This window comes from Sorangium sp. So ce426 (genome assembly GCF_051475585.1).
Lineage (GTDB): Bacteria > Myxococcota_A > Polyangia > Polyangiales > Polyangiaceae > Sorangium > Sorangium cellulosum_B.
The window spans coordinates 12,478,405-12,500,089 of sequence record NZ_CP150341.1 but is presented as its reverse complement, the minus strand read 5'-3'; the positions used below and the strand labels follow the sequence as shown (position 1 = coordinate 12,500,089).

The 21,685-nt window shown below is 73.7% G+C and carries 14 protein-coding genes; 9 read left to right on the top strand and 5 right to left on the bottom strand.

All coding sequences use genetic code 11. The annotated features are described in order from the left end of the window. Positions 1-8: 8 nt before the first annotated feature. Positions 9-1,091 carry a formylglycine-generating enzyme family protein gene (locus WMF44_RS46885; RefSeq protein WP_437296544.1) on the bottom strand — a complete coding sequence of 361 codons (1,083 nt, stop codon included), beginning with the start codon at positions 1,089-1,091 and terminating at the stop codon, positions 9-11. A gap of 214 nt (positions 1,092-1,305) precedes the next feature. On the opposite strand from WMF44_RS46885, the gene WMF44_RS46880 reads away from it, so the two are divergent. Genes WMF44_RS46880 through WMF44_RS46870 form a run of 3 tightly spaced genes read left to right on the top strand, consistent with a single transcriptional unit; the run spans position 1,306 to position 3,877 of the window. After that, on the top strand, positions 1,306-1,821 hold the full coding sequence (locus WMF44_RS46880; RefSeq protein ID WP_437296543.1) for a hypothetical protein: 516 nt from the start codon (positions 1,306-1,308) through the stop codon (positions 1,819-1,821). Further along, positions 1,821-2,543 carry a hypothetical protein gene (locus WMF44_RS46875; RefSeq protein WP_437296542.1) on the top strand — a complete coding sequence of 241 codons (723 nt, stop codon included), beginning with the start codon at positions 1,821-1,823 and terminating at the stop codon, positions 2,541-2,543. Before WMF44_RS46880 ends, WMF44_RS46875 begins: the two co-directional genes overlap by 1 nt. Next, a complete protein-coding gene (locus WMF44_RS46870; protein WP_437296541.1) occupies positions 2,540-3,877 on the top strand; it encodes an SLC13 family permease in 1,338 nt (445 codons plus the stop codon). Before WMF44_RS46875 ends, WMF44_RS46870 begins: the two co-directional genes overlap by 4 nt. Before the next feature lie 410 nt (positions 3,878-4,287). Here the strand turns inward: WMF44_RS46870 and WMF44_RS46865 are convergent, their stop codons facing one another. Beyond that, positions 4,288-5,619 (bottom strand): hypothetical protein, encoded by a 1,332-nt coding sequence (locus tag WMF44_RS46865; protein ID WP_437296540.1) that lies wholly within the window; start codon positions 5,617-5,619, stop codon positions 4,288-4,290. 139 nt (positions 5,620-5,758) lie between these two features. Here WMF44_RS46865 and WMF44_RS46860 point away from each other — a divergent pair, with 139 nt between their 5' ends. Then, entirely contained in the window at positions 5,759-5,992 is a 234-nt protein-coding gene (locus WMF44_RS46860) for a hypothetical protein (protein WP_437296539.1), read from the top strand. Between the two features lie 122 nt (positions 5,993-6,114). Continuing rightward, entirely contained in the window at positions 6,115-7,947 is a 1,833-nt protein-coding gene (locus WMF44_RS46855; RefSeq protein ID WP_437296538.1) for a hypothetical protein, read from the top strand. Positions 7,948-8,013: 66 nt separating this feature from the next. Here WMF44_RS46855 and WMF44_RS46850 read toward each other — a convergent pair whose 3' ends face one another. Together WMF44_RS46850 and WMF44_RS46845 are read right to left on the bottom strand one after the other, a co-directional pair. Further along, a complete protein-coding gene (locus WMF44_RS46850) occupies positions 8,014-9,603 on the bottom strand; it encodes a hypothetical protein (protein ID WP_437296537.1) in 1,590 nt (529 codons plus the stop codon). Further along, positions 9,600-12,695 carry a hypothetical protein gene (locus tag WMF44_RS46845; protein WP_437296536.1) on the bottom strand — a complete coding sequence of 1,032 codons (3,096 nt, stop codon included), beginning with the start codon at positions 12,693-12,695 and terminating at the stop codon, positions 9,600-9,602. The genes WMF44_RS46850 and WMF44_RS46845 overlap by 4 nt, the downstream gene beginning before the upstream one ends. Positions 12,696-13,416: 721 nt before the next feature. Between WMF44_RS46845 and WMF44_RS46840 the strand changes: the two genes are divergently transcribed. The 4 genes from WMF44_RS46840 to WMF44_RS46825 are packed head-to-tail and all read left to right on the top strand — an operon-like array spanning position 13,417 to position 21,103. Further along, positions 13,417-15,060 (top strand): SulP family inorganic anion transporter, encoded by a 1,644-nt coding sequence (locus WMF44_RS46840; RefSeq protein WP_437296535.1) that lies wholly within the window; start codon positions 13,417-13,419, stop codon positions 15,058-15,060. Positions 15,061-15,115: 55 nt separating this feature from the next. Beyond that, positions 15,116-18,172 (top strand): YbcC family protein, encoded by a 3,057-nt coding sequence (locus WMF44_RS46835; protein ID WP_437296534.1) that lies wholly within the window; start codon positions 15,116-15,118, stop codon positions 18,170-18,172. Beyond that, complete coding sequence (locus WMF44_RS46830; protein WP_437296533.1) at positions 18,162-19,604, top strand: proton-conducting transporter transmembrane domain-containing protein; 1,443 nt, start codon at positions 18,162-18,164, stop codon at positions 19,602-19,604. The genes WMF44_RS46835 and WMF44_RS46830 overlap by 11 nt, the downstream gene beginning before the upstream one ends. Further along, positions 19,601-21,103, top strand: coding sequence for a complex I subunit 4 family protein (locus WMF44_RS46825; protein ID WP_437296532.1), 1,503 nt, complete (start codon positions 19,601-19,603; stop codon positions 21,101-21,103). Before WMF44_RS46830 ends, WMF44_RS46825 begins: the two co-directional genes overlap by 4 nt. 3 nt (positions 21,104-21,106) lie before the next feature. Here WMF44_RS46825 and WMF44_RS46820 read toward each other — a convergent pair whose 3' ends face one another. Further along, positions 21,107-21,538 carry a hypothetical protein gene (locus tag WMF44_RS46820; protein ID WP_437296531.1) on the bottom strand — a complete coding sequence of 144 codons (432 nt, stop codon included), beginning with the start codon at positions 21,536-21,538 and terminating at the stop codon, positions 21,107-21,109. Between the last annotated feature and the right edge of the window lie 147 nt (positions 21,539-21,685).

Genomic DNA, 21,685 nt, shown 5'->3' with positions numbered 1-21,685 from the left:
GCGGAGGCTCACGGCCCTGGCAGGTCGCGCGCGCACATCGCCGATACATAGTAGTGGCGGCCATTCGTCTCGTACGGCGCGCGGTAGGTCGTCGTCTGCCGGTATCCGGCGGCGACGAAGCTCCCGCCGTGCGTGACGCGCAGGGCAGCGTGGTTGTCCAGGCGGGAGCAGTCGTCGCACGGCACGAGCGGGCGGTCGTCGTCGGCGGCGTCGCGCGTGACCTTGTAGGCCTCGCCGGCGAGATCGAGCTGGCCCCAGCGCCCCGCTCCCCTGGGAAAGGAGCCGACAGGCGCGAGATCGTCCGTGGTGCAGTGGATGAGGCTCCACGGGGGAAACGCGTCCTCGCAGGGCAGCGACGTCGCGCCTTCGCCCTGGCAGCAAAAGGCCGCGTCCTCGGAGGTGATGGGGGAAGAGCCCCACGGGTACAGCCGCTGCTCGTCGCCGCCTGCGGCCGCGTAGTTCATCTCGGCCTGGGTCGGCAGGCGCCCGCCGTCCCACGCGCAGAACGCGAACAGCTCGAGCCATGTCGCGCACACGATGGGTTTGTCCTCGTTCGCGGCCGGAGCGTCGGTCCACGTCGGCCAGCCGTAAGGATCGCAGACGAGCGCCTGCTTCATCGCGGCCGTTGTCGCCGGGAGCATCGCGTTCCAGGCCGCGTCCCACCCGCTGTCCGGGATCTTCGGGTGCGCCCCTGCGCCGGCCGGCGGCGGGCTCGCCTGCGTCGGGCCGCCTGTCTCTTCCAGGTAGCGGCGAAATCGCCCCACCGTGACCATGTACTTGTCGAGGTGGAAGCTGCTCACGCTCGCCGGATACCGCGGGTCGTTGAGCCGGTTGAACGTGCCGCCGGGCACGGGCAAGCTGGCGCAGCAGTCGTCGTCGTGGCCGAGGCCACAGCGGTCGTCGGCGCCGGGTGTGCCGCCCGCGCAGCTCGGCGGAGGCGCCTGCGCGCGGTCGCGCCCTGCGTGAACGGAAGCATTCGCGTCCTGCTCCGCAACGCCGCCGCTGTACGCGTGGCTGGATCCCAGGATCGCCGCGAGCGTGCAGAGGACGAGGAGGGTCGAGAGCGGCTGTCGAGGCGGTCGCGTGGCCATTGGAGCGGTTAGGTGCGAGCGCCGCCGCTCTGGTTGTGCGACACGGCGGAAGGCCAGCGCGAGGCGGCCCGGGCGCCCAGGCGCACGGGGACCAGCGAGCTCCTGCGCGCGTCCGCGCGCGCGCGTCCGCGCGCGCGCGTCCGCACTGTGCCGCTGGCGCGCGAGATCAGGCCTGGATCCAGGCCCTTCCGGGCAGCTACGCTGGAGTGCCCTCATGCCTCCGCACCGACCGCCTCGCGACCCCGGCCATCGCTACCCTTCATTGCCCTCCTCCGTGGTGTCCGCGTTCATCCGCCCCGCGAGGCTCGATGCGCTGCTCGCCCCCTGGATGCCCGACGCGGAGGAGCGCGCCTTCGTCGTCCGGTGCATCGTCGGGGAGGGCCCGGTCCATCACCGGGGCGCGAGCTACACGCTGGTCTGCCTGCTCGGTCTGCTGCTCGAGGAGCTCGGCCCGCCGGCGGGCGGCGCGCCGAGCGGCGAGTCGCTGCCCGTCCCGATCCGCCTGCCGCCGCACCTCGCGCGCGGCAGCGAGCACGACTACCCGCTGGCCATCCCGCTCGCGCCGCTGACGCGCCTCGCCCCGAAGGGCTCGCCGGAGCTCGCGGCGCTCGTCGACTGCCTGACCGACGGCCCGCCGCACCACGCGCTCGCCAACGCCGCGATGGTCTGCCTGCTCGACGCCCTCTTCGCGCGCGCCGAGCGCGCCCGCGCCGGGGCGGAGCCGGCCTGATGGCGCTGCCGCCGGCGCTCGGACAGGCGTTCCGGATGGTGGCCGCCGAGCTGGGCATGCGCTCGGCGGCGCGGCTGTTCCTGCGCGAGCTGATGGGCGAAGGCGGCGCCCCGCTCGCGCGCGAGGCCCGCGACCAGCTCGGGCGCGAGTTCCCCGTCCTCGACTTCGTCGCCGAGCAGTGGCTCTCCGGCGGCGCCGAGGCGCCGCTCGACCTGGCGGGCGTCCTCGACGCGCTCCGCGGCGTGACCCGGCTGCTCGTCGTGGGGCTGGAGGCCGACTGCCTCGACGCGCTCGTACCGCGGCTCTCCGGCGTCGAGGCGGGCCTCGTCACCGACGCGGGCGGGCTCGACACGGACTTCGGCCGCGTGCTCGCGAACTACGACGGGCTCATCGCGCCGGTGGGTCTGTCCGAGCTCCACCGCTGGGCCGGGCGCAGCAGCGCGCTGCTCACGTTCGTCTACGGCACCGACGGGCACGCGGCGCACGTGAGCCCCTCGTGGCTGCGCGTCTCGGGCCCCGACGTGCGGACCCAGTTCCGCTCGCTGATCGGCTGGGACATCCTCGGCCGGCCCATGACGGTGTACCCGCGCTGGATGGTCGAGACGAGCTCGGCCGATTTTTCCTGCCTCGTCGGGCCGGCCCCGCGCGCCCCCGCGCCCGAGGTCGCCGCCGCCGGCGCGGGCGACCCGCGCGCGCTCGCGAAGGCGATCGAGGCGACGTGACGGCCCCCCAGGCCGCGCTCTTCACCGTCCTGCTCGGCGCGCTGCTGCTCCAGGCGCTCCTGCCGTCGCGCCGCGTGCTCATCGTGACGGGCGGCGCGGGCCTCGCCTGCCTCGCATCGACGCTGCTCGGGGTCGCGACAACGCCGCTCCTGCTCGCCGACGTGCCGTGGGACGTGCTCGTCATCCTCGTGACGCTGGGGCTCCTGTCCCAGCTCTTCGCGGCCTCGCGGCTCTTCGATCGGCTCGCCGTCGCGGCGACGCGGCTGAGCGGCGCCGAGCCCTTCCGCGTCCTCCTCGTGTTCTCGGTCGCGATGTACGTCGTGAGCGGCGTCGTCAACAACCTCACGGCGCTCGTGCTCGTCCTGCCGGTGCTGCACGTGCTGCTCAAGCTGATGGGCACGCGCCAGCGGTACGTCTCCTGGCTGCTCGGCCTGCTGCTCGTCGCGTGCAACCTCGGCGGGGCCGCCACGCCGATCGGCGATTTCCCGGCCATCCTGCTGCTCGGCCGGGGCAGCATGACGTTCGGGGGCTACCTCTCGCGGGCCGCCCCGGCGACGCTCTGCGCGCTCGCCGTGCTGCTCCTCGTCGTGCGCGCCGTGGTGCGCCCGACCGCGGGGGTGCCGCGCGATCCGGTCTCGGCGCGGCTCACGCGCGCGGCCATGGAGGCGCTGCACCGGCGGGTGCGGACCGACCGGCGCCTCCTCGTGCCGGCGGCGGCGTCGCTCGGCGCGATGGTCGTCGCGTGGCTGTTCCTGCCCGCGGAGCTCGGCGTCGGCCCCGAGCTCGTGTGCTGGCTCGGCACCGGCGCGGCGCTGCTCGCGTCGCGCAGGCTCGGCGAGCGGCTCGCGCGGACGGGGCTCGACATCGAGGCGGTGCTCTTCCTGCTCTCGCTCTTCGTGATGGTCGCGGCGGTGCGGCGCACCGGCCTGTTCGAGGAGGTCTCGCGCTCGCTGGCGCGGCTCCCGGTCGCGCCGTCGCTGCAGCTCGTCGCGTTCCTCGTGCTCGCCGGCGTGCTCACCGGGCTGTTCTCGGCGGGCCCCAGCATGGCGGCGCTGCTCGACGTGGCCGAGTCGCTCGCCGAGCGGCTGCCCGCGCCCGCCGTGTATGTCGGCCTCGCCCTGTCCGTCTGCGCGGGCAGCTCGCTCTTCCTGACCGCCGCGACGTCGGGCCCGCTCGCGCAGGCGCTCACCGAGCGGGCCGACCTGCGGGACGTCGACGGCAGGCCCATCCGGTTCGGCTTCTTCGATTTCCTGCCGACCGGGCTCCTGAGCTTCGCGATCATCCAGGCCGTGGCGATCGCGTACGCGCTCCTCGCCATCTGGGCGGCCCGATGAGGGCGCCCGCCGGGGCAGGAGCTGGCTCGCGCATGCGGGAGATGGGTGGCATTCGCGTCCGGGTGGGTGCGCCTTGAGCATGAAGACGGGTCGCAGCCACCTCCGGCTGACTCCCCCTCCAGCACGAAGACGGGTCGCACTCGTCTCCCGCTGGACGTGCCTCCAACAAAACACGGGTCGCACTCGTCTCCCGCTGGACGTGCCTCCAACAAAACACGGGTCGCACTCGTCTCCCGCTGGACGTGCCTCCAACAAAACACGGGTCGCACTCGTCTCCCGCTGGACGTGCCTCCAACAAAACACGACCCCCGGAATCGCCGTGCCCCTCGCAGCCGTCCACCAGCTCGTCTCCGTCCATCCCGGCGGCTGGGAGTGGCGGAGGGACGAGCGCTCCGCCGCCTGAACGCCCGCTACCGGTTGCCCTCTCCTCGCCGGGTGACGACGAGATCGTCGCCCTCGCTGATCCTGCCGTTTTCGGCGCGCGGACCGCCTGCCTTGCCATCCTTGCCCACGCTGAACAGGCTGTAACCGCCGCCGTCCGGGCTCTTTCTGTACACGAGAGGTCCTGTCCCACAAGGGTCTTGCGCGAGGGCCGGGAGCGCCTCGGGGTAGCCGCCGTCCGTATACGCCCGCTCCGCCTCGACGGCCGCGCGCGCGAGGAGATACGACGCTCGCAGGGCGCAATCCCGCCGCGCCAGGTCCTGGAGAAACTCAGGGTCACGGAAACTGCCGAACGGGGTGGCGTCGGCGGCGAGAGAGTCGTTCGCGAGCTCCCGGAATCGCCCTATCTGAGACGGATCGCGCTGCGCATCGAGCGCGATCTGCTCCGCGCGCCGCAGCCGTGCGTCGAGCTGGGGGATGCCCTCGCCGAACACGGCGTCCGCCGGGAGCACCAGGGTGAGCGAGAGCGCGCTGGCGGACGTCACGCGAAAAGGGATCTCCTCGGCGGAAGTGCCTCCCTCGCTCAGGCCCACGGCCGTCTTCCGGAGGTCCAAGCGCTCCTTCCGGATAGCGTCGGAGAGCAGCGGCAGGTGGCGCCCTCGCTCCGCGAGCGCCCGGTCCAGCTCGGCGAGCTCCGCGGGGGCAAGCCGTGGCGCGCCGGCGACCAGCGCGGCGATGCCGCGGTACGCGGGCGTGGCGGCGAACGCGCTGCTCACGACAGCGGTGTGCGACCCAGCGGACATGTCCGCGCTGACCTTGGCCACGGTGAGATAGCGATCAAGGGCGCCGCGCGCGTCTCCCCTGGCCGCGAGCGCGTGCCCCTCGATCAAGACCAGTCGGCTCGCGCTCAGCGCCGGCCACACCGGCGCGAGATCGCCCAACGGCTCGTCTTTCGCCAGCTCGACGTGAGAGCACCGCGCCGCCTGCCGGAAGGCGTCCAGCGCCGGGCGCTGCCGCTCGAGGACGGCGAGGAGCTCGGGGGAGAGCGGCGCGCTGGGCCCAGCCTCCATCGCTTGCTCCACCATCTGGGAAAGGGGGCTCAGCGGGATCATCGGTATTCTCGCATAGCTCGCCCCGCAGTCCTCGCCCGCGGAGCCTTCGCGGGCGGCCCGCGCGCGCTCGCGGATCTGCGCGCGCTCTGCGTCCCACTCGGCCTCGGTGGCATCCACGTAATCGCGGAGCCGGGATTGCCCCCAAGCCGATGCGCCGGCCCGGAAGAGCACCAGAAGCGCGGCCGTCGCCGCGAGCCCGACGCCCAGATGCTTCAGCCTCCTCCGGAGGCGCGCCTCGCTGTCTGTCATCGGCTATGAAAAGCCCGGGCGTGACTGGCTATTCCGTGCCATTCTGTCAACCCCAGCGGCCGTGGATCGCGATGCCAGCGAGGCGTCGCCGAGCACGGTGAACCGCGCCGTCTGCTAATGCAACGACGGTCGAGCGTTCATGCACCATCTCGACCGCGCGGACCTGCTCGACGAGCACGGCGGCTCGGACATCGTGCAGGTGGCTCCTTCGGCGATTTCGTTCGACCGCGGCAGCGAGCTCATCGCCGCCGTGCGCCCCATCCGGGCGGCGCGTACAGGAGTAACCGCTGAGCCCAACGAGACACGCTTATCTGCTAAAGTTACTCGGTTTTTCTGGATGGCACGACCACGTCGCGGTTGTGGCGTCAGGTGAACTGGATGGGCGGGGTCTCGGACCACGCTGCCGGACGCGGCTCGCCAGAGCGTAATTTTCCACATCGCGATTGCCGCGCACGCAGAGCCGATGATAGCGTCTCCTGATTGCCTGGGGGTGCCATGCCTGTACGACATGTCATGTTCAATGCGCTGCCCGATCCCGTCCGCGATCGGCTCGTCCGGTGCCTCGAGGGTCAGGGTGCGCCCAGGCCGATCTTCTCCGCGCCGACGAGCGCAGGCGCGGGGATCCTCGGGTGGAGCTTCCTCGCGCTGGCCGCCGCCGCCGTGACCCTGGTGCTCGTCTGCAATCGTTTTGGATCGCTTTGGTCGGGCGTTCAGGGCACGGGGCACCTTCTCGGCTACGCCGGCGGCCTCTTCCTGCTCTTCGTGTCGACCCTGATGGCCATCAAGCGGCTCAGGTTCAAGTCGACCCTCCCGTTCAGGGCGGGCCGGTATCTCTTGCCGGCGGACTACGTCGACGCGACGGGGCCCAGGCTGACGATGATCCCGATGTCGGATCTCGTGAACGTCGGCGCGGTACACCACCACACGAATGGGGTCTACACCCACTCGCGCATCACCTTCAGCTTCCAGGGGAACGTCAGCCAGTCGTTCGACGTCCGTTCACAGGCAGAGGTCCAGGCCAAGATCGGCGAGCTCGAGTGGTCCCGGCAGGCGCTCCGGGCCGCGTTCGCGTCGAGGGACGTGCAGCAGCTCATCGCGCTGGATCCGTTCTTCGAGGTCCGGCGCGACGACGCCTGGGACAGGCTCGTGGCCGTCGATCCACCACACGCGCCACCGCACGCGGCGGGCGGCCACGCGCCGCGTGTGGGCACGATGCCGTCGTTCCTCCACCCCGGCGTCATCGCGGGCGCCTCGGCGCTGGTGGCCGTGATCCTCGCGCTGCCCTTGTGGTACGTGCGCAACCTCCTGAGCGACGAGGCGATGTTCCGCAGCGCCAAGGAGGTAGGGAGCGAGTTCGCCTACGAGGGCTATGTCCATTCAGGCCGCAGGCACCTCGATGAAGTGAAGAACAGCTTGCTCCCCCGGGCCGCGCTCGCGGAAGCAAAGCGCGAGGGCAGCGTCACCGCGCTGCGCGCCGTCCTCAAGAAGTACCCGGGATCGGTGGTGGAGGGAGAGACGCGCGCCGCGGTCCATGCGCTCTTCTCGAAGACGCTGGCCGACTTTCGAGCGCAAGCCTCGACGTCGGACCCGGTCATGCTGAGCTTCATGGAGAAGCTGATCTCGTATCTGGAGAAGAGCGAGCGGTCGACCGTCGAGGTCCGCTTCGACCCGCCCTCCACCGACATGCTCGCGAAGCTGGATGTGGTCTTGCAGCAGAAGGCGCAGGCCCTCCGCCCGCGGGGCGCGGGCGTGGCGCCCGTCGCGAAGCATTTCGATGTCGAGCACTCCCTTCCTCGCGAGGCGGCCATCGTGAACAACCTGGCGGCCGGCTTCAAGCGGGTCTTCCCGACGGACATCCTCGAGCTCAAGCAGGGGGAGCGCCTGACCGACGACGCCGGCGCAGCCAGGGTCGATCCGAGCGTTCCGACGATCGACATCCATTACGATGTCGGCTGGTCCGGCACCATGTACTCGGGCGAGCGCAGCGAACGAGCGTTCGTCGGCATCCTGGTCGATTTCGACGGGACCATGCGGATCCCCGGAGAGCGCGACGCGTTCGACTTCAAGCTGAAGGTGATGCCCCCGGACGAGTTCACCGTGGAGTACAGGAGCACGGCAGGGCTGGGGGCCAACCTCGCGAGCGCGCCTCCCGATGACCGGGTCTACGAGGTGATGGCGCTCCGCGCCTTCGACCAGCTCGCGGGCAAGCTCAGGAGCATCTTCTTCAAGCCTGGGAGCATAGCGCTCCAGGGGGCGGACGAGAGCGGCCCGGCGCAGGGGGGCTCGTCCCCCGGCGCGCGCCCGCTCGGGCGCTCCCCGCGCCAGTGACCGGCTGAGCACGCGCGGGCAGTCGCCCTCGAGGTGGCGGAGACTCCGCGACACGCGGCCGTAGCGCTAGTTGCACCCCAGCCGGCACACCATGGCCGCCGTGTAGGAGCACCCGTGGTCGCCCCATATCGTGGAGCTCGGCCCCGTGCACCGGAACGCGCACCCCCGCCCGTCCGCGGTCGCCTCGGCCGTCAGCCGGTATCCCTCGGCGCTGCAGCTCCCCGTCGATGACAGGCAGCTCGCCAGCTGCGGCTCGCACTGCTCGACCACGTAGCCGGCCGGGCACGTCCAGTCGACGCTCGCCCGGCCGTAGTCCGGCGACCGCCCCGTCTCGGTCGCGATCGGCTCGTGCTTCGAGAAGGTCGGCATGCCCGTCGTGACCTGGAGCGGCACCACGACGGCCCGCTCGCGCGGCACCACCGGGGCAGACGCGTCCTTCGGCTGCACGACGAACGTGTCCCGCCGCGTCTGACGCTCGCACCCGGCCGTCGCGCCCTCCGGCGTCCACGAGAACGCGAGCTCCGCGCTCCCGTGCGCGGGCACCTCGACCGTGCGCTCGCCGTGGGTCACCCGGACATCGACCTGCGCCCGGTTCGTGATGAGCGCCTGCGCCGTCCCCGTGGCGCCGTACGGCACCACGCCGAGGTCGACGGGCAGCGGCGCGATCTCCGGCTCGGCGAGCGAGAAGCGGCACACGTCCGCCACCGGGTAGATCGCGTACGCCAGCGGCACCGCCTTCTTGACCTCCATCCGCAGCGCGCCGAACGCCTGCCCGCCTCCCTTCGCGCCCGCGACCGGCGCGCCCTCGACGCCCTCGATGGCCAGCTCCCCGACCGAGGTCATCGTCACCCGGCGGTCCCCCGCCTCGAGCCGGGCCTTGAACAGGCCGAGCGCCGTGCCGTGCGCCTCGCCGGCCGTCACGTCCGTCTCGTAGGCGACCATCGCGCCGCGCTTCACCGCCCCGATGAAATGCGTCGCGCGACCGCAGGCGCAGCCGCCGGCCGCCGCCGGCACCACGCTCTCGGTCGGCTCGAAGAACTGCGGATCCTCGTCCGCGACCAGCGCCATCGCGACCAGCCGCAGCCGGCGCCGGTCGAGCGTCCCACCGGCGCTGAAGTACGCCGGCAGATCGACGTCGGCGCCGACGAGGACCGAGTCGACGGCGATGCCCACGTAACGGAAGTCGATCGCGCGCTCGCCCGGCGCCGGCGCGGGTGCGCCCGGCGCCGCCGTCGCCGCCGGGATCGCGGCCACCGTCTGCGCCGCGGGCGCTGCCGCCGCCCCGGGCGCGCCCGTCACCGCGGGCGCCACCGGCTCCGCCTTCGGACGGGCGCAAGCAAGGCCGACCGGCGAGAACGCGCCCGCCGCGCTCCTCGACAGCCCGCGGCCCGGCACCATCGCGCTCGACGTGTCGAGGAGGTAGTCGTGCCGCACGTCGCTGAACGCCCGCGCGGCGGCGAGCAGCGCCCCGGCCTGAGAGCAGCCGCTGTCCTTGCAGCCCGGCAACACCGCCGCGCCGGCCGGCTTGCGCGCCGGCGGGACCGGCACCTCCGGCGGCCCGGGGCAGCCGAGCGCGGAGGCCAGCGCCCCGAGGAGGAGCCCGCCCGCGCGCAGCGGCGCGGCGCGCCGCCGGCGAGCGCGATCTGCGCCGCTCACGGCCATGCGATCGTCATCCACCGGACGCGCCCCGAGCCGCTCACCGCGTCGTCCGCAAAGAACAGCGAGGCGCCGGACCGCCCCGCGAACGCCGGCGACACGTCCTGCGACGCGCCGCCGGTCAGCCACGCCAGCGGCTTCAGGGAGGGCGCCGACACGTCGCCGGGCGCCAGCGTGAACGCGTTCAGCTCCACCGCGTCCCCCGGGGCCGACGCGAGCACGCCGCGGCAGATCTTGTCGCACGCGAGCGCGAGCGACGAGACCGCCGCGCCGTCCGGGCCGCTCACCACGACGGGCGGGCCCTGCACCGCGCCGTTGCCGTCGACCCGCACGAGCCGCGCGCGCCCGCCGGCCCCCGCGCCCCCGCCGGACTCGTCGGCCGGCTCGTCGATCCAGCCGACGAAGAGCCCGCCTTCGAGCGGCGCGAGCACCGGGCTGCGCGAGTGCTCCGAGGACGCATGGAGGCGCGATTCGTCGCCGATCCGCTGCAGCGTCTTCGCGTCGAGCCGCGCGAGGAAGATGTCGCCGACGGGCTCATCGCCCTGGCCAGCCGCTCCGCCCGCAGCCGCGCCGCCCGCAGCCGCGCCGCCGCCCGCAGCCGCGCCGCCGCTCGCAGCCGCGCCGCCCTGGCGAGCTGCTCCGGCTCCCGCAGCCGCGCCGCCCGCAGCCGTGCCGCCCGCAGCCGCGCCGCCGTCCGTGCGCGCGTCGGACCACACGAGCCACACCTCCTGGCCGCGCACCGCGATCTGCACCTCGGCCGCGTCGAGCGGCGCGTTCGTGATGCGGCGGTCCGGCGCCGTCCGGTTCAGCGCGCGGTCCACCCGCGCCGCGTACACCTCGGCGTTGCCGTCGCGGGTGTCGATCCACGCGACGATGAAACCCCCCGCGCCGTCGTAGGCGATCGCCACGTCGGACGCCTCGCTCGCGGCGCCGCCCTGCTTCTTCCGCGGCGCCGTGGTGAGCTTCTTCTGCGCGACCTTCGCGCCCGTCGCGTCGACCTTGGTCAGGTACACCTGCGTCTCGCCCCGCTCGCGCGCGACCCACGCGATCACGCTCTCGCCCTGCGCCGCGCCCTTGCCCTTCGCGTCGGCCGGGAGCGGCGGCGCCGCCGCGATCGCGACGCCGCCGAGCGACGACGCCTTCTGCGAGAGGACGCTCAGCTTGCCGAGGCCGCCCGGGGACACGGCGCGCACCGCGAGCGTCGCGGAGACCTCCTGCCCGCGGGGCGCGGCGTCCGAGGCGCCCTCGACGAAGTACGTGACCCACGCCGAGAGCGCCGCGCCGCCGTCGAGCTCGACCGCCGCGACCTCGGCGATGGGGTCACCCTCGGCGAGCGCGCGCACCGCGGTCGCGCGCGGCGGCGGGTCCTTGTCCTCCCGGAACGCGGGCGCGCGCCACGCGCTCTCGCGCACCGGGAGCGACACCAGCGCGAGCGGCGCCCGCGCGCCCGCCGCGCCGCCAGCGCCGCCAGACGGCGCGCCGGGCGCGGCGCTCGCCAGCGTCGCGCACGCGCCCGCGTGGCACGTCAGCCCGCGCACGAGGTACGGCACGCCGTCCGTCGCCGCGAACGGCGCGGCGCGCACCGGCTCTGCCGCCCGCACCGAGAGATCCGGGCCGAACCGCACGAACGTCGGCCAGACCGGCGGCGCGGCCGCCCCGTCGCGCGCCATCTTGAGCGTGGCGGGCGCGAGCGTCACCGCGGCGAAGCCGTCGCCGTCGGCCACGATGTCGGGCGGCCCGCTCGCGCTGAAGACGAGCGCCGCCCGCTCCGCGCCGAGCGTCCCGTCCGGGCCGACCGACGCGAGGTGGATGAGGCGCCCCGGCCCGCGCGCGCCCGCGCCGCCGGCCTCGCCGCCGCGGGCGCGCAGCAGGTCCTCCCACGCGAGCAGCGCCCGCCCGCCTCCGCCCTGGGAGGGCGCGACGAGCGACACGAGCGCCTGCTCGCCGGACGGCGACGTCGCCTGCCGCGGCGCCACCACCACCTTGCCGCCCGGCTCGACCGCCGCGAGGTAGACGGCGCCGTCGATGTCCCGCTCGTCGGTCCAGGTGAGCAGGTAACGCCCACCGAGGGAGGCGATCTCGAGATCGATCTGCGCCGTCGGCTCGGGGCTGACGACCACCGGCGCCGACACCTTCCCGGCCGCGTCGATCTCCAGGAGCGCGACGGATCCGAGCTTCCCATCCTCCGCGGCGTCCGCCGCCTCCGCCTTGCGCGCGGGCTTGCCCTCGCCTCGGCCGCGCGGCGCGGCCGGCGGGAGCACGAGGGCGACCGCCGCGCCCCGCTCGGTGGCGACCGCGTGCCACCCGAGCACCTCGCGCGCGACCGACGCGGGCGCCGTCGGCTTGATCGCGGCGCCCTTGCCCTGCGCCACGACCGTCATGACCACGTCGACGCGGTCGACACCGGGGTGGGCGACACCGGGGTGGGCGACGCCGGGGTGGGCGACGCCGGCGCGAGCCGCGTCGCCCTGGGCCTCGCGCGGCATCTCCCACAGCACGAGCGCGCCCTGCGCGTTCGGGAGCACGTCGAGCCACGAGATCTCCTCGGCCGTCTGCGCGACGAGGCTCGCCGGGGCGCTCGGCTTGCCGGCGGGGTCGAGCGCGAGCACGCGCACCGCGCGGCTCCCCTCGATCTGCTCGATCCAGGCGGCGAGGTAGCCCTGCGGCGTGGCGCGCAGCGCGGCGACGGGCACGTCGGCGGCGACCGGCCCCGCGTCCACGGTGTCCCCTCGCGGCGCGCCGTCCGCGCCGAGGAGGCGCGTTCTCCAGCGCCCTCCCGCGGCGTGGAGCAGCAGCGCCTCGTCGCCGCGCCGGACGAAGTAGGGCGTCGCGTCCTCGTCGTCGAGCTCCGCGATCACGCGGGCCGGCAGGAGCGGCGGCCCTTCCGGCGCCTTCGGCTGCGCGGGCGGCGTCTTCACGACCCGCGCCGGGCGCGCGACGGGGGCCGGCGCTGCGCCGGAGCACCCGAGCGAGAGCGCGAGCGCGGCGCCGAGCAGCGCCGGCGCGCAGCGCCCGAGCGCGGGGCCGGTCAGGCGGCGCGCGTCGCGCCGCGGACCGCGTGGAACCGAGGGGAGAGCGCTGCGGACGAGCATGGCGGCGACCATGCCAGAAGCGAAGAGCCCCCGCTACAGGGCGCCGCGCGCAGGCCACTCCGAGGCTCGGCCGCGCTGGTCGAACGGCCCGATCCGCGGACCGGCGGGCCCGGGCGGTGGACCCAAGGAGCGCCCCTTCGAGGAGCGGTACCCCTCGGTAGGAGAGCTGAGCGCGCTCGATGCTCGCGCCGAGGCAGCGCTGCGCGGAGGGCGGGTCGTGCGGCTCGTTCAGGAGGGGGAGCGCGACACCGACGCCGTCCCTGGCCGGCATCGGGAGTATTGCGCCCCATGCGAAGCGCCGGAGTGCCGTGGTGCCCGGGCCAGCGCGGACTCGGTGTACCGGCGATCTGGGTATCTGGGTATCTCGGTATCTGGGTATCTCGGTATCTGGGTAGGGGACAGGCATTCGCGCGCAGGCACGGCGCGCCGATTCGTTTGTGGTAAAATGATCTGGCGCAGGTGCGTCGGGGCGGCAACCCCGAATTTCGTGTGGTCCGGTGCTGGACACGAGCCGCACCGTTTCCTAGGAACGCGTCGCCCGAGATCGTCCGAGGTCCGCCGCGAAGGACCGGCGTGGAGACGAGCCGCAACAGCGGCTCGCCGGCGCGCTGGCCACGTGTGCGACGAGCCTGGAACGAGCCTGGGCGACAACCCACCAGCGGCCGGAACGGCGACTGCGGGACTCTCGTCCTGCCCGCGCATCCGAAGGTCGAAAACCACCATGCCCGTGCCCAAGATCCCGGACCCACCACCAGAACCTGCGCTATCCACGTGGAAGAGCGATCTCGTCTCGGGGTTCCTCGTCTTCTTGATAGCGCTCCCGCTCTCCCTCGGCATCGCCATGGCGAGCGGATTCCCCCCCATCGCAGGCGTGCTCACCGCCGTCGTCGGCGGCGTGATCGCCACCTGGCTCGGCAGCGCGCAGCTCACCATCAAAGGCCCGGCAGCGGGGCTCATCGTCATCGCGCTCGGCGCGGTTCAGGAGCTCGGCGGCGGGGACAACGCGGCGGGCTACCGCCGCGCGCTCGCGTGCATCGTCGTCGCCGCCGCGGTGCAGATCGCCTTCGCGCTCGCGCGCGCCGGCACCCTCGGCGACTTCTTCCCCACCGCGGTGGTGCACGGCATGCTCGCGGCCATCGGGATCATCATCTGCTCGAAGCAGATCCACACGCTCCTCGGCGTCACCCCGGCGGCCAAGGAGCCGCTCCCCCTGCTGCTGGAGATCCCGGCGAGCGTCGTCCGGCTGAACCCCGCGATCGCCCTGATAGGCGTCCTGTCGCTCGTCCTCCTGTTCGGTTATCCGGCGCTGGCCAGGAGAACACGATGGATGCAGAAGATCCCCGCGCCGCTCCTGGTGCTCGCGGCCTCGATGCCGCTCGCGCTGGTCTTCGACCTCGAGCACAGGCACACGTACACCTTCTCGGTGACGGACTCGATCTACACGATCGGGCCAAAGTTCCTCGTCAACCTGCCGGGGAGCCTGGTGCAGGCGATCGCCTTTCCGGACTTCAGCCAGGTCGCCTCGTCCGCGTCACTCAAGTATGTCCTCATGTTCTCCCTGGTGGGAAGCATCGAGTCGCTGCTGTCCGCGAAGGCGGTGAGCTCCCTCGATCCCGAGCGGCGCAGCGCTGATCTCGACAAAGACCTGCTCGCCACCGGCGTCGGCAACCTCGTCGCGGGCATGCTGGGAGGGCTGCCGATGATCTCGGAGATCGTCCGCAGCTCCGCCAACATCGGCTACGGAGCGAGGAGCCGGCTCTCGAACTTCTTTCACGGCGCGTTCCTCCTGGTCTTCGTCGCCTTCGCGCCGGGGCTCATCCACAGGATCCCGCTCGCCGCGCTGGCCGCGATGCTCACCTTCACGGGCGTCCGCCTCGCCTCTCCCAGGGAGTTCGTGCACACGTTCCGCATCGGCAAGGAGCAGCTCGTGGTCTTCGTCGCCACCGCCGTGATCACCATCGCGACCGATCTGCTCGTGGGCGTCGCGGCCGGCATCGCCGTGGAGATGTTCATCCACGTGCTCAACGGCGCGCCGATCCGGAGCCTCTTCCGGCCCGACATCGAGGAGCGCGTCGACGGCGGGCGGCTGGTGCTGCGCGTCAAGCAGGCCGCCGTCTTCAGCAACTACCTCTCGATCAAGCGGAGGCTCGCGCGGCACCCCGACGCCACGGCCGTCGAGATCGACTTCGCCGACACCCGCCTGGTGGATCACACGGTCATGGCCAACCTGCACGATCTCAAGGCCACCCTCGAGCGCGAGGGACGGAGGCTGACGCTCTCGGGCCTCGACGACCACGGTCCGATGTCGTCGCACCCGCTCTCCGCGCGGAAGAAGGTCGTGCTCGCAGCCGCGATGAGCCGCTGAGCTTGCACGGCAGGCATGAGGCAACTTTGAACGACAATTACACTCCACGATTGACATGAACGAGCCAGGTTCGACGTTCGGCGCAGGCGAAGCTCCAGAAGAGCGACTGCGCGCCCTCCTCCAGCACGTCGGTCATTTCCTGCCAGCACAGGGGCCGATCGGCGTGTTCGTCCACCACAACACGCTGCACGCGTTTCAACACCTGCCGTTCCACGACGCGCTCGCCGCGGCGAGCGCGCTGTTCGAGGCAGAGCCGTACCTCTCCGAGGCGGAGTTCCGCGCGCACATCGCGTCGGGCCGCATCGACGACCAGGACATCGAGGCGGCGCTCGCCGAGCGCTTCGCCGAGGTGCCTGACGAGCGCCGAGGTCCGCTGTCACGCATCGAGATCGAGCGCCTCGCGCTGCGCTTCCCCATCGAGACCGCCACCCAGGCGGGGCTGGGGTGGCGCATCGCCGAGACGGGAGCGACGCGCGAGCTCCGGCCCGATCTGCCGTCCGGGCCGTACCACCGCCTCCTCGTCTATACGGAGCGCTGGCTCGCCGAGCGTCCCCACGCCGCCGCGCGCCTCCTGGACCAGGGCGGCCGTGACCCGGAGTCCCGCGCCGCGCTCGCCCTCTGGGACGCCTGCCGCGGCGTGCCGCTGCCGCCGACGGAGCCCGCCGAGCCGCCGCTCGTCGATCGCGTGGGCGTCGATCGATCGCACCGCGATCTCCTGCTCGCGATCACGGGGGAGGATCCGGCCGAGCTCATCGATCCGCCCTTCATCCGGCTCCTCGGCGCCTACCTCGACGAGGGCGTCGCGCACTGGGCGATGCCGGACCGCGCGCAGGGGCTCTTCCGCGCGTTCCGCGGCCTCGTGCTGGAGGGGTCGAGGCCGGCCGGCGCGCACTTCGCCGGGCTCGACGCGGAGCTCCGCGCGATCGGGGCGAACATGCCGCCAGCCGCCGTGGCCGTCGCCGCCCTGCGCGACCTCGGCGTCGCGGAGCCGCGCTGGGAGGGCTACGTGACGCGCGTGCTGCTCGAGCTGCCGGGCTGGGCGGGCATGGTCCACCGCTTCGAGCACACGCCGAGCGACCGGCCCGCGGGCGCGCCGCCGGCGTCGCTGATCGAGTACCTCGCCGTGCGCCTGACGCTCGCCCGGTACGCGCTGCGCGACGTGGCGCGCCGGAGGCTCGGGTACCGGGGGCCCCTCGCGGGGCTCGCCGAGCACGCCCGGCGCGCCGCGAGGCCCGTCGAGCCGCCGCCGCGCTCGCACGACGGCGACAGGCCCTTCCGCCTGTTCCAGCTCGCCCAGCTCGCTGGGCTGTCGGTCGCCCAGGTCCAGCCGCTCTCGGCGGCGGATCGCGTCTGGGCGCTCGAGGTGCTCGAGGGGCTCGACGAGACGGCGCGGCGGCGCCTCCTGCACGAGGCCTACGAGCACCACCACCGGGTCGAGGTGCTGCACGGCATCGCGGCGAACCTGCGCCGTCCGGCGGACGAGCGCGCGGTCCGCTCGCCCCGGTTCCAGGTCGCGCTCTGCATCGATGACCGCTGCGAGGGGCTCCGGCGGCACTTCGAGGAGCTCTCCCCGCGGCACGAGACCCTCGGCATCGCCGGGTTCTTCGGCGTGCCAATCCGCTACCGCGGGCTCGACGACGCAGGCCACGCGAGCCTCTGCCCTGTCAACGTCGCGCCGTCGCACGAGATCGTCGAGCGGCCCCGCGAGGAGGGCGCCGCGCTCGTCCGGAAGGCGCGCCGCAGGCGCTGGGCGCGCTTCGTCCATGCGCTCGGGCACGGGACCCGGACCCTCTCGCGCGGCGTCTTGCTCACGCCGACCCTCGGGCTGTTCTCCACGATCCCGCTCGTCGGCCGCACCCTCTTCCCGCGGGCGTACGCGCGGCTGCGCCGCGCGTTCGAGCGCCGCCTCCTGCCGGCGGTGCCGACCCACCTCCACAGCCCGGACGAGGAGGGGGCGGCGCAGGGCCGCGGAGGCGCGGCCTTCACGGCCTCCGAGAAGGCCGCGCGGGTGGCGGCGACGCTCGAGCTCATGGGGCTCACCCGGCGCTTCGCGCCGCTCGTGGTGATGCTCGGCCACGGCTCGATCAGCGTGAACAACCCGCACCAGTCCGCGTACGACTGCGGCGCGTGCGGCGGCCGCCACGGCGGCCCGAACGCGCGGCTGTTCGCCGCCATGGCCAACGACCGGGAGGTGCGCGCCCAGCTCCGCGAGCGCGGCATCGACATCCCGGACGGGACCTTCTTCCTCGGCGGGATGAACAACACGACGACGGAGGAGATCGTCCTCTACGACGATCACCTCGCGCCGGCGTCGCACCGCGGCGAGATCGCCGCGCTCAAGGGCGCCCTCGGCGAGGCGCGCAAGCGGCACGCGCACGAGCGCTGCCGTCGCTTCGCGTCAGCCCCGGCGCGCCTGAGCCCCGAGCAGGCGCTCGCGCACGTCGAGGCGCGCGCCGTGGACCTCAGCGAAGCGCGGCCCGAGCTCGGCCACGCCACCAACGCCGTCTGCGTGATCGGCCGCCGCGAGCTCACCCGCGGGTTGTTCCTCGACCGCCGGGTGTTCCTCGTCTCGTACGACCCGACGCAGGACCCCTCCGGCGCGATCCTCGAGCGCGTCCTGCTCTCGGCCGGGCCGGTCGGGGCGGGGATCAACCTGGAGTACTACTTCTCCCGCGTCGACAACCTCCGCTACGGCGCCGGCACCAAGCTCCCGCACAACCTCGCCTCGCTGCTCGGGGTCATGGACGGCGCGCTGAGCGATCTGCGCACCGGCCTGCCGAAGCAGATGATCGAGATCCACGAGCCGGTGCGCATGCTCACCGTCGTGGAGACGAGCACGGAGACGGCCGCGGCGATCTGCGCGCGGCAGCCGGCGCTCCGCGAGCTCATCCACAGCGGCTGGATCCAGCTCGCCTGCCTCGATCCGGCGACGGGCCAGATCGCGCGCTTCACCCGCGGCGCCTTCGCGCCGTTCACGCCCCCGGAGCGCCCGCTGCCCGAGGTGGCGCGGTCGCTCGACTGGTACGCGGGCAAGAGCGGCTTCGTCCCGCCCGCCATCATCCGCGCCACGCCCTCGCGGCCCTCCCTGGAGATCGCCGACCATGCTGCCTGACCTCGTCCTCGGCAAGCTCACCGCGCTCGCGGTGCTCTCTCCGGCGGCGGCCTTCGCCGCGCTCGGCGCCTTCCTGCTCCTCCTTCGCACGCCGAGCGAGCGGGTCGTGTCGGGCGTCGTCCTGTCCTCGCTCTCGCTCTCGCTCGCCGCCTCGCTCGTCGTCTGGGGCTCGTCCGTCCTCTCGCCCTACGCCTTCCTCCCGGTGGAGCTCGGGCACTGGTTCGAGGCGTCGGGCTACGCGTTCGACGTCGTCCTGCTCGTCGACCGGCTGTCGGCGACGATGATGGTGCTCGTCTCGCTGATCGCGCTCGTCGCCGGCAGGTTCTCGGTCGCGTACCTGCACCGCGAGGCGGGGTTCGCGCGGTTCTTCCTGCTCCTCGCCCTGTCCTCGGTGGGCATGCTCGCGCTCGTGTCCGCGGGGAGCCTCGACCTGCTCTTCGTCGGCTGGGAGCTCGTGGGCGCGACGAGCGTGCTCCTCGTGGCCTTCTTCCACGAGCGCGCGGCGCCGGCGCGGGCGGCGCTCAGGGTCTACATCACCTACCGGCTCTGCGACGTGGGGCTGCTCGTGGGCGTGGTGCTGATGCACGAGATCGCGGGCTCCTCCCGCTTCGGCGAGGTGTTCGGCGGGGCCGCCTGGCCCGGGCCCACCGCCGCGATCAGCGCCTCCGGGGCGACGGCGCTCGCGCTGTGCCTCTTCCTCGCCGCGATGGGCAAGAGCGCGCAGTTCCCCCTCGGCAGCTGGCTGCCGAGGGCGATGGAGGGCCCGACGCCCTCGAGCGCGCTCTTCTACGGCGCGATCTCGATCCACGCGGGCGTGTACCTGATGCTGCGCGCGGCGCCCGTGCTCGAGCGCTCGCCCGCGGCGAGCGCGGCGGTGGCCGTCGTCGGCGCGCTCACGGCCGTCCACGGGACGCTGGTGGGTCGCGTGCAGGCGGACGTGAAGAGCGCGCTCGCGTACGCGACGATGTCCCAGGTCGGGATCATCTTCGTGGAGATCGGGCTCGGGTATTACAGGCTCGCGCTCGTGCACCTGTTCGCGCACGCGTGCCTGCGGTGCCTGCAGATGCTGCGCGCGCCCTCGGCGCTCCGCGACGCGCAGGAGATCCGGGCCGCGCACGCCGGCGACCCGCTGCCGCACCTCGGGATCGCCTCCCGCCTGCTGCCGGCGCCGCTCGTGCGGCGCGTGTACTGGCTCGCCCTCGAGCGCTTCCACGTGGAGGCGCTGCAGCAGCGGCTCATCGCGGCGCCGTGCATGCGCCTCGGGCAGGCGTTCGACCGGCTCGAGCGCCGCTGGGTCGCCGCGCTGAGCGGCGTCGGCGAGCGCGAGCCCGGCGGCGCGGTCGCCGGGCTCACGCTCGGCGAGCGCGCGGGGGCGGCGGCTCCCGCGGCCGCCCCGGCCTCCGCGGCCGGCGCGAAGGGGGCGCGATCATGACGATGTTCCTGCTCCTCTCGGCGCTCGTCCTCGCGCCTGCGCTCGCCGCGCTGGCCGCCTCCCGCGCGCGCGGCGACGACGCCGCCCGCCGCGTGGCCCTCGCCGGCGCGGCGCTCACCCTGCTGCTCGCGCTCGTGGCGCTCGCGGTGTTCCACGCAGGCGGCGGCGTCGCCCTCGACGCGATGGGCCCGGCGATCCCGCTGCTCGGCGTGCGCCTCCGCCTCGGCCTCGACGGCTTCAGCGCCTCGCTGCTGCCGCTGCTCGGCTTCATGCTGCTCGCCCTGATCGCCTCGGGCCCGCGCGCCGCGCTCGACCGGCCGAACCTCGCGGCGCTGCTCGCCACGGGCAGCGCCATCCTCGGCGTCTACTGCGCGACCGATCTCGCGGTGCTCGCCGTGGCGTGGGTCGCCGCGCTCCTGCCGGGCGCGCGCCTCACCTCCGGGAGGGGCGCGTCCGATCAGCTCCTCCGGCGCACCTACCGCATCTTCTTGATCGGCGGCGCGGCGCCGCTCGTCCTCGGGATCGGCATGATGGCCGCGCTCGCGGCGCGCCGCGGCGCGGCGCTGCCGTTCGACATCCAGGCGGTCGCCCGCGCCGGCATCCCGGAGGCGTGGCAGTCGCCGCTGCTCGCGCTCGTCGGCATCTCCGTGCTGATGCGCATGGCCGCCGTGCCGTTCCACGGCTGGCTGCCGGTGCTGCTCGAGCGAGGGCCGATCGGCGTGACCGTCCTGCTCGCCGAGATGCAGGTCGGCGTCTGCGTGCTGGTCCGCGTGGCGGTGCCGCTCCTGCCCGACGCCTGCGCCGAGCACATGCCGTTCCTCGCCGTGCTGGGGCTCATCAGCGCCGTGCACGGCGCGATCCTCGCGCTCACGCAGGCGGATCTCCGTCGGATGATCGGGTACCTCGTGGCGAGCCAGAAGGGGCTCGTGCTGCTCGGGATCGCGTCGATGACCCCGCAGAGCGTGAGCGGCGCGCTGATCCAGAGCTTCGGCCTCTCGATCGCGGTCACCGGGGTGGCGATGGTCGTCTGGGCGATCGAGGCGCGGACGGGCACGGCGGACATGAGGGAGCTCGGCGGCCTCGTGGCGAGGACGCCGCGCATGGCCGCCTTCTTCTTTCTGCTCGCGTTCGCGGCGATCGGCTTCCCGGGGGCGCTGACGTTCATCGGCGAGGATCTGCTGCTGCACGGGATCTTGCACGTGCACGCCGTGCCCGCGGTGATGATGCTGGGCGCGACGGCGCTCAACGGGATCACGATGTTCCGCGCGTTCCAGCGCACCTTCCTGGGCCCGATCCCGCGCGGCCGGGCGAGCGCCGCCGCGATCACGCCGCTCCTGTTCCGCGAGCGGGCCGTCCTGCTGTCGATCCTGGCGCTCATCGTGACCCTGGGCGTCGCGCCGTCCCGGCTGCTCGCGCAACACGCGCCGGTGGTGGAGCGCGTCCTCGCGGCGGTCGGCGGCGGCCCGGCGGAGGTGTCGCCTCACGCGCGGGCGGAGTGAGCGCTAGAACGCGAGCAGGCGCCCGAGCAGCGTTCTGTACCTGCGCAGCGCGAGCCGGAGTTCCTCCGTCGACGCCTCGGCTCGCCCGGGCTCGCCGTCGACGAGGCGCTGCAGCGCGGCGCGCTCCTCCCGGAAGCTCTGCGTGACCCGCTGGATCACCTCGTTCACGAGCGCGTCGGCCTGCTCGACCGAGAGGCGCGGCGCTTCGATGAAGCCCGCCTGGATCGCGCTCCAGCGCTCGGACAGCTCGCGCGCCTCTTCCGGCGTGAGCACGGGCGCGCGCTCCGGCCAGGGCTCTCCGGTGGGCCCGCCGCGCGCCGTGTAGACGGCCGGCTGGCGGCCCGACTCGGGTGGGATCTCTTCGTCGGCGAACCGCGCCTCGGGCTGGCTGCTCTCGCGCGCCGTCACCATCCGTTCTCTGTGCAATGGGCTCACGATGGCCACCTCTCCGCTCGTTCGCGCTGTGCGCCCAGCGGACATAGCAAGCCGCATGCGCGTCCCGATGTGCATCCGCGCCCGCTGCGGCGCGCGCAGCGCGACAAGGCCAGAGGCCCGGAAGAGCGCGAGAAAATCCAGACAGCC

Coding starts and splice junctions, on each gene's coding strand:
- WMF44_RS46885 (WP_437296544.1), bottom strand. CDS start 1,091: ATGGCCACGCGACCGCCTCGACAGCCGCTCTCGACCCTCCTCGTCCTC.
- WMF44_RS46880 (WP_437296543.1), top strand. CDS start 1,306: ATGCCTCCGCACCGACCGCCTCGCGACCCCGGCCATCGCTACCCTTCA.
- WMF44_RS46875 (WP_437296542.1), top strand. CDS start 1,821: ATGGCGCTGCCGCCGGCGCTCGGACAGGCGTTCCGGATGGTGGCCGCC.
- WMF44_RS46865 (WP_437296540.1), bottom strand. CDS start 5,619: ATGACAGACAGCGAGGCGCGCCTCCGGAGGAGGCTGAAGCATCTGGGC.
- WMF44_RS46860 (WP_437296539.1), top strand. CDS start 5,759: ATGCACCATCTCGACCGCGCGGACCTGCTCGACGAGCACGGCGGCTCG.
- WMF44_RS46855 (WP_437296538.1), top strand. CDS start 6,115: ATGCCTGTACGACATGTCATGTTCAATGCGCTGCCCGATCCCGTCCGC.
- WMF44_RS46845 (WP_437296536.1), bottom strand. CDS start 12,695: ATGCTCGTCCGCAGCGCTCTCCCCTCGGTTCCACGCGGTCCGCGGCGC.
- WMF44_RS46840 (WP_437296535.1), top strand. CDS start 13,417: ATGCCCGTGCCCAAGATCCCGGACCCACCACCAGAACCTGCGCTATCC.
- WMF44_RS46835 (WP_437296534.1), top strand. CDS start 15,116: ATGAACGAGCCAGGTTCGACGTTCGGCGCAGGCGAAGCTCCAGAAGAG.
- WMF44_RS46830 (WP_437296533.1), top strand. CDS start 18,162: ATGCTGCCTGACCTCGTCCTCGGCAAGCTCACCGCGCTCGCGGTGCTC.
- WMF44_RS46825 (WP_437296532.1), top strand. CDS start 19,601: ATGACGATGTTCCTGCTCCTCTCGGCGCTCGTCCTCGCGCCTGCGCTC.